The organism is Edaphobacter aggregans DSM 19364 (assembly GCF_000745965.1).
In the GTDB taxonomy this organism is placed as follows: Bacteria; Acidobacteriota; Terriglobia; order Terriglobales; family Acidobacteriaceae; genus Edaphobacter; species Edaphobacter aggregans.
Window position 1 is genome coordinate 1 of the sequence record NZ_JQKI01000203.1, and the last position, 7,107, is coordinate 7,107.

Annotated in this window: 7 protein-coding genes and 2 pseudogenes; 3 read left to right on the top strand and 6 right to left on the bottom strand. The window is 57.8% G+C overall.

Features of this window, described 5'->3' with window-relative positions:
• The 3 genes and pseudogenes from Q363_RS29315 to Q363_RS47135 form a co-directional block, all read right to left on the bottom strand.
• A partial coding sequence (locus tag Q363_RS29315; RefSeq protein WP_035357786.1) for a transposase occupies nt 1-245 on the bottom strand: 245 nt, incomplete at its 3' end.
• Nucleotides 246-342: 97 nt separating this feature from the next.
• A complete protein-coding gene (locus Q363_RS37025) occupies nt 343-711 on the bottom strand; it encodes a PDDEXK nuclease domain-containing protein (RefSeq protein WP_051979506.1) in 369 nt (122 codons plus the stop codon).
• A gap of 13 nt (nt 712-724) precedes the next feature.
• Nucleotides 725-1,039 (bottom strand): annotated as a pseudogene (locus Q363_RS47135) (DUF1016 N-terminal domain-containing protein); the annotation flags it as partial.
• A gap of 920 nt (nt 1,040-1,959) precedes the next feature.
• Between Q363_RS47135 and Q363_RS29325 the strand changes: the two are divergent.
• Together Q363_RS29325 and katG are read left to right on the top strand one after the other, a co-directional pair.
• Nucleotides 1,960-2,406 (top strand): Fur family transcriptional regulator, encoded by a 447-nt coding sequence (locus tag Q363_RS29325; protein WP_035357783.1) that lies wholly within the window; start codon nt 1,960-1,962, stop codon nt 2,404-2,406.
• Nucleotides 2,407-2,583: 177 nt separating this feature from the next.
• Nucleotides 2,584-4,839, top strand: coding sequence for a catalase/peroxidase HPI (katG, locus tag Q363_RS29330; RefSeq protein ID WP_035357784.1), 2,256 nt, complete (start codon nt 2,584-2,586; stop codon nt 4,837-4,839).
• 340 nt (nt 4,840-5,179) lie between these two features.
• Here the strand turns inward: katG and Q363_RS47140 are convergent, their stop codons facing one another.
• From Q363_RS47140 to Q363_RS39470, 3 genes and pseudogenes are all read right to left on the bottom strand, one after another.
• Complete coding sequence (locus Q363_RS47140) at nt 5,180-5,449, bottom strand: tyrosine-type recombinase/integrase (RefSeq protein ID WP_425387806.1); 270 nt, start codon at nt 5,447-5,449, stop codon at nt 5,180-5,182.
• Complete coding sequence (locus tag Q363_RS29335; protein WP_211256425.1) at nt 5,364-6,134, bottom strand: tyrosine-type recombinase/integrase; 771 nt, start codon at nt 6,132-6,134, stop codon at nt 5,364-5,366. Before Q363_RS29335 ends, Q363_RS47140 begins: the two co-directional genes overlap by 86 nt.
• A gap of 106 nt (nt 6,135-6,240) precedes the next feature.
• Nucleotides 6,241-6,482 (bottom strand): annotated as a pseudogene (locus Q363_RS39470) (integrase core domain-containing protein); the annotation flags it as partial.
• 8 nt (nt 6,483-6,490) lie between these two features.
• Here Q363_RS39470 and Q363_RS47145 point away from each other — a divergent pair.
• Entirely contained in the window at nt 6,491-6,793 is a 303-nt protein-coding gene (locus Q363_RS47145; protein ID WP_169747184.1) for a DUF5372 family protein, read from the top strand.
• Nucleotides 6,794-7,107 lie beyond the last annotated feature (314 nt).

The following is a 7,107-nucleotide window of genomic DNA, read 5'->3' on the forward strand; positions in this document are numbered from 1 at the left end:
GCCTTCAGCGCCTCGCCGTGCAGGCTCAACTCCGCCACCAGCAGCTTCAGACGACGGTTCTCATCCTCCATCGCCTTCAGCCGCTGCGCCTCGCTCACCTCCATGCCCCCGAACTTCAGCTTCCAGCCGTAGAACGTCGCCCCGCTGATCCCGTGCTCACGGCACGGATCCGCCGTCTTCACTCCAGCCTCATGCTGCTTCAATATCCCAATGATCTGCTCTTCCGTATACCGGCTCTTCTTCATCTCAGCTCCCTCGTTCAATTTACGAGAGAACTCCAGTTCAAACTGGTAGAGATTTCCGGGGGCAGGTCAAGCGTGCGTAAATTTTCCCACCTTAAGTTCAACGATCAACAAGGATCGAAGCCGCCGGTGGAAGAACAACCAGATCGACCCGATACCATTCTGTTCCGATGCGGAGACGCTTCTGCCGGGCTACGAATGCGAAGTCATTTCCGAGCTCAAGGAGAAAGCGCTCCAGCTCATGGATGAGAGCCTGCTCCAAATCAGATTCCGAGTATTCATCCTTCAGGTTCAAGAACTCCAGGACGAACGGATCCCGAATGTGGTCGTCAGGATTGAGGCCGCCCGGCAAGGATGAAGCGACATAAGAGGTGCCGGGCTTTCCACGCAGCCGTTGATATGCCTTTGTTGCGATCTGGCGGTTCCAGATCCCGGACTGACCAGCCGCCGCGTAGCGCTTCGTGTTCATAGTAGTCGCGGGCGGCATCATCAGTTACCGTGAGGAGGCGTACATAGTGGGACCAGGAGAGAGGAAATGAAACTTCGAATTGTCCAGACAGCGTCTGGACAATTCCCGCCGTGCCTAGAGTCCAGACGATGTCTGGACTCTAGCTCGGTAGGAAAGGTAAAAACTGGCGCATTTGAAACACGTTGGCACGAGAAAACCCGCGGCCAAATCTTGCCGACAGATTCCGGGCGAGCTGTTCCACAATGCGCTCTCCGTAGCCCACCCGCTCTCCTCCACGCTGCTCCTGCTCAAAAATCCTCTCCTCGATCCGCCAATACGTTGTTGTCATCAGCGCTTTGACAGACCTGCCCGCCTGCTTACGCGCTTGTTCCAGCCACTGGGGTTACGTCAACCAGAAGGGCACTGTATTCTTCAGACGAGAGAGACTGGTCGCTATGCTCAAGCATTGAACCCGATTTTACCGCCTTAAGGAAAGGGATCGACCTCGTGGCATGTCCGATATAAAAGTGAAGTACACGCTTTTTCTCTTAGAGTTTCGAGGCAGGACGGGAAGTTAGATATCAGTCATAATGGCCGAGTATCGGGATTTGACTCTGAGACTGAATATTTTCCAGAGACGAAGACAGGCATAGTTGTTCTCTAGAAGAAGCTGAACCATGGGTTCTCTCCCGGGACGGTCGCTCTAGATACGGATCTCATGCACCTGGCAACAGAACAAGACGCTGCCGTCCGATCTCTCGGGGGATCGCATCAGATCGACGCCGCCATCCTGAGTCGGTACATTGGAACTTACCGAACCGCCGCCAAGGTCGATGCCGTCTCGGTGTTCGTTGAACTGAAGAACGGCAGAACGGCCACTTGAAACTCACACCTTCAGGCAAAGCTGGTTCAACACTCGTCGCAGGCTCTGACCATGCTTTCTACATGAAGGAGTGGGACGGGGAAGCCGTATTTCCATCAGGATGAAGATGGGAACTGGCTTCTGGATATCTTTACCTTACCGAATGAGACGATGCTGACTCTCCGAAAGAGTCCGGCGAAGGAATGAGTGACCCTTTGGTTGACCGCTTGGACACTAAACTTCACGACCGGGAAACGCTCCAGCATTCCACGATAGACCGCTTAGCATTACTGGAGCCTGGCCGACTTCAAGGTACTGATGTGCTCAGACCGGATCGCCTTGGAGCAGCGTCGATACGCTCCGTTACCGCTTGACGAACAAGAATAATTATCATTTACTAGTTTTTGATGCAGACCTCTCCCAGCGTCGAGACCCGCTCCTTCCGTGAACTTTGTGCGGATCATGGGCTCACCGCGACCCACCAGCGCCAGGTTCTCTATGAGGTCATGCAGACGATGCCTGGCCATCCCAGCCCGGAAGAGGTCTACGCGCGGGTCAAGAAGCGTATACCCGCAATCTCCCTCGCGACGGTTTACAAAAACATTCATCTCTTCGTCGAGAGAGGCGTGCTAAAAGAAGTCAGCATGCACCACGGCTCTCTCCGAGTCGAGCTGAACAGCCACCGCCATCACCACATGGTCTGCTCGCATTGCAAGTCCATCACCGACATCGAAGAAAAGGATCTCGGCGTCCTCCCGGCACTGCAACGGTTGCCTGGAGGCTTTCAGGTGGAACGCTACGCTATCGACGTCATCGGAATCTGTGCCGCGTGCCAGAAAACAAAACGCAGCTAACACCATCCACTCACTAACCGAACGGAAGAAGTTCCACGCTGGGCGAAGACTACAAAAGCAAACATTGACGACCGGCGCCGACCCTCCCGTCGGTGACAACCATAACTCGCTAAACTCTGGCCCGCGCGGCCCAATCGTGGGACAGGTTTCCATGGCAATAAGAACGAAGGAGCGAAGATGTCGATTGAAATGAAATGTCCAGTGCCGCACGCCGGCAATCGATCCACCAATACGGAGACGGCCTCGCCCATGCATGGCGCCGTCACGCACAACTCGCGCAAGATCACGCGCAACGAGCATTGGTGGCCGGACCGCCTCGACCTTGCCGTCCTGCACCAAAACACTAAGCTGGCAGATCCCATGGGCCAGGACTTCGACTACGCGGCAGAGTTCAATACCCTCGACCTCGACGCCGTCATCAAGGACCTCCACGCCCTGATGACCGACTCGCAGAGCTGGTGGCCCGCGGACTACGGCCACTACGGCCCGTTCTTCATCCGCATGGCATGGCACAGCGCCGGCACGTACCGCACCTATGATGGCCGCGGCGGCGCAGGCATGGGCACGCAGCGTTTTGCGCCGCTCAACAGCTGGCCGGACAATGTCAGCCTCGACAAGGCCCGGCGCCTGCTATGGCCCATCAAGCAGAAGTACGGCAAGAAGATCTCCTGGGCTGATCTCATGATCCTTGCCGGCAACGTCGCGCTCGACTCGATGGGCCTCAAGACCTTCGGCTTCGGCGGCGGTCGCGCTGACGTCTGGGTTCCGCAGGAAGACATTTTCTGGGGCTCGGAGCACACATGGCTCGGCAGCGATCGTTACCAGGGTGAGCGTGATCTCGACAATCCTCTCGCCGCCGTGCAGATGGGTCTCATCTACGTAAACCCGGAAGGCCCCGATGGCAAGCCCGATCCCATCGCATCGGCACGCGACATCCGCGAGACCTTCGGCCGCATGGCGATGAATGACGAGGAGACCTTCGCGCTCATTGCCGGCGGTCACACCTTCGGCAAGGGCCATGGCGCCCACAATCCGAGCAAGTACGTCGGACCCGAGCCCGAAGGCGCACCCATCGAGCAGCAGGGATTTGGCTGGAAGAACTCCGCCGGCAAGGGCAACGCCGAAGACACCATCTCCTCGGGCCTGGAGGGCGCGTGGACCACACAGCCCATCAAGTGGGACAACGAATACCTCGACAACCTCTACAACTACGAGTGGGAACTCGGCAAAGGCCCCGGGGGCGGCTGGCAGTGGTACGCCAGGGGCGTCGAGGCCAACATCCCGGACGCCCACATCGCAGGCAAGAAGCACCAGCCGATGATGTTCACCTCGGACCTCGCCCTGCGCTTCGATCCCATCTACGCCGATATCGGCAAGCGCTTCCAGGCAAATCCAGCCCAGTTCGCCGACGCCTTCGCTCGCGCATGGTTCAAGCTCACGCACCGCGACATGGGCACCATCGCCCGCTACCTCGGACCCCTGGTTCCTAAGGAGCAGTTGATCTGGCAGGACCCCGTCCCCGCAGTCGATCACGAACTCATCGGCGAAGCGGACATCGCCGCACTCAAGGACAAAATCCTCGCCTCCGGTCTCTCAATCCCGCAGCTCGTCTCGACTGCCTGGGCAGCTGCGGCGTCCTTCCGCGGCTCTGATAAGCGTGGTGGAGCGAACGGTGCACGCATTCGTCTCGAGCCGCAGAAGAACTGGGAAGTGAACCAGCCCCTCGTGCTCGCGAAGGTTCTCAGCACGCTCGAAGGAATTCAGAAGGACTTCAACGCAAGCGCCGCGGCAGACGGAAAAACAGCAAAGAAGATCTCGCTCGCCGACCTGATCGTTCTGGGTGGTTGCGCTGCGGTTGAAGCGGCTGCGAAGAAGGCCGGATACGACGTCAAGGCCCCCTTCGCGCCCGGCCGCACGGACGCTTCGCAGGAACAGACCGATATTGCCTCCTTCGCCCCGCTCGAACAGACCGCCGACGGCTTCCGCAACTACCTCCGTCTCGGCCACACCACGCGCGCCGAGGATCTGCTCGTCGACCGCGCCCAGTTGCTGACCTTGACGGCCCCCGAAATGACCGTCCTTGTCGGTGGCCTGCGCGTCCTCGGCGCCAACTACCGTGGCTCGAAGGACGGCGTCTTCACCGACAAGCCCGGGACCCTGACGAATGACTTCTTCGTCAATCTGCTCGACATGGCGACCGAATGGAAGGCATCTTCTACTTCGGAAGGCTTGCTTGAAGGGTTGGATCGCGCGACAGGTGAGATTAAGTGGACCGCCACTCGTGTGGACCTGATCTTCGGTTCCAACTCTCAGCTCCGGGCTATCGCGGAAGTCTACGCATCGGCCGACTCGAAGGAGATCTTCGTGAACGACTTCGTAGGCGCATGGAACAAGGTCATGAACCTGGACCGCTACGACCTGCGCAAGGCGTAGTTCGTCGGTTGTACCTCAACTCCTCAAACAAAGGGGCTACCGCAAGGTAGCCCTTCTGCATATCTGCCCTCCAGGACCAGGAGGCAACCGATGACACCCTGATCACCACGGTCAAGGGTTACCTCCAGCTAACGGCCACGAACGAGCTCGTGATACTGACAACGGTGGATAAATAACGGCAAACGCTACAGGGTCTTGTAATCACCACGCACGTTTCTGCAACCGGACCCTTCATCCCACCCCGGCCTTGCCAAAGGAGCTTTCAGACGGGTCCGGACTGGTGCCCGCTACTCGGGTTCTGGGCGGTTGGTCGGCTACTCTTCCAGAACCTCCTGGCGACTCAGCGATTTGGTTCGATTCCGATGCGATCATTGACCGCGGACCGAATCCGCTGCTTGCACCCAAGGTATCGCTCGGTCGTTTGAACCGAGACATGCCCCAGCAGGAACTGGATCTGCTCTAGTTCGCCTCCTGCAGCATGGCACAGACGAGCGCACGTCCGCCGCAGGTCATGAGGGGCCAGTTTAGGCATACCGATCCCTTTCGCGCAATCCTTCACAATGTGCCAGATCGACTTTTCCGTCATGCAGTCTCCCCATGTCCGCCCCATCCTGGTGACCCTGCGAAAGATCCTGCCCCGGGCAATTCCAGCCGCCCCTCAGCCACTCGTCCAACTGCTCTTTCACCCAGTCGGGGATCGGAACCGTTCGGACGTGTCCTGCCTTACCCAACAAATCGACAATCGCCCAGTGTTCTTCGCGTTGCTGTAGATCATCAATCCTCAGGCCAACCGCTTCGTGCCGCCTCAGCCCACACGCCAGAAGCAACGCAAGAAGTGCTCGGTCCCGCTTCCCTTTGAGACCCTGGTTACCTGGCGCTTGCCAAAGAGAGTGAGCCTGCTCGACAGTCAACCAGTTTCCAAGGCGAACCCCCAGTTTCTTCACACCTTTGACGCGGCGAATGCCAGCCGCAAGATCCGAACTGAGCAGACCGCAATCGGCAGCTTCGTAGGCGAGCCGCCGCACAGCGCCCAAGCGGAGGTTGACAGTTCCCGGAGCCAGTTGCCTGGATTCCAGATAGCTCCTGTACCGTAAGACCACGATCCGATTGAATGCCAGACGGGGCTCAGAGCAATACCAGTCAACGAACTCGTCGATGGCATGACGATACCCGCGCTGGGCGTCGGCACTGATCAGGCTGTTCAGGACTGCGGTCTTGGCATGTTCAAGATCGGGAAGGCGCAAGACGGTCTTGGCTTTCTTGCGATTGACTCGGGAGCGCGGCGTCTGCTTCATGGTCTGTGGCCTCCGTGCCACCAAACCATGGTCCGACGTCCGCCGAGCAGTTCTGTCCTGTTTGCCTGTCATCCGAGAGGGATCCGGATCACTTCCCATAAGCTGACTAGGTGTTTAGTCCCGGCATTTGATGGATGGGATCGAGAGTAAATCGATCCGGTTCTGTTTGCCAGCATTTGCAGATGAATTCGTAGGCCGTGAGGCCATGGAGTGTCTTGAGTCGTTTGGCGAAGTTGTAGGCAGCGACGAAGTCGCTGAGGTGGATACGCAGCTGGTCGTGGGTGTCGTAGTGGTAGCGCTGTACCGTGCCTCTTTGATGGTGCGGTTCATGCGCTCGACTTGCCCGTTCGCACGCGTTGTCAACTGCACCGCCATCGGGGAGTGCAGTAAGACGTTTCCGAGTTACTCATCCTTTTCATCCATGGCTAGGACGAGAGTTTGAACTGGTCGTGCATCGCCGCACATGGGGCGAGGATCGAGTCTTTTTCTACGACGAGAGCGCGCGCCTAGTCGCTCTACCGGCCGCCTGGACGGACTTCGTCAGCCCTGACCCATTCGTGATGGTTGCTTCTGGTCGATCTCTGTTCCGGGCGGAGGACCTTTACGAGCTGGTCGAGCAGATTCGATGTTTGGACAAAAAGGATGGCCGACATGTGTAAAGGTAATTATGTGTACAGTGTAAAGGAAAAGATGTTCTGCTCTCTTCCAGAAGGTAGGGATTGGCAGGGATCAATTCCTGTTAAATCGGTTACTATTCGGTTTCTCTCAAAGCGATGCGGGCAAGAAGAGCTTGACAGCGTTCTGGGTGAGAACATAATTATAGTTACACATTGCCATGCCTCATTCTTCTCGAAAACGGCAATTGCTTCGTCAGGAAGGCGCGCTGAATCCGAGAGCCGACGCCGTCACGGACGAGTTGTTTCAGCAAAGCGAGTTTTTCGATCCCGCCGATTCGGTTCAGGTCAAGTACGAG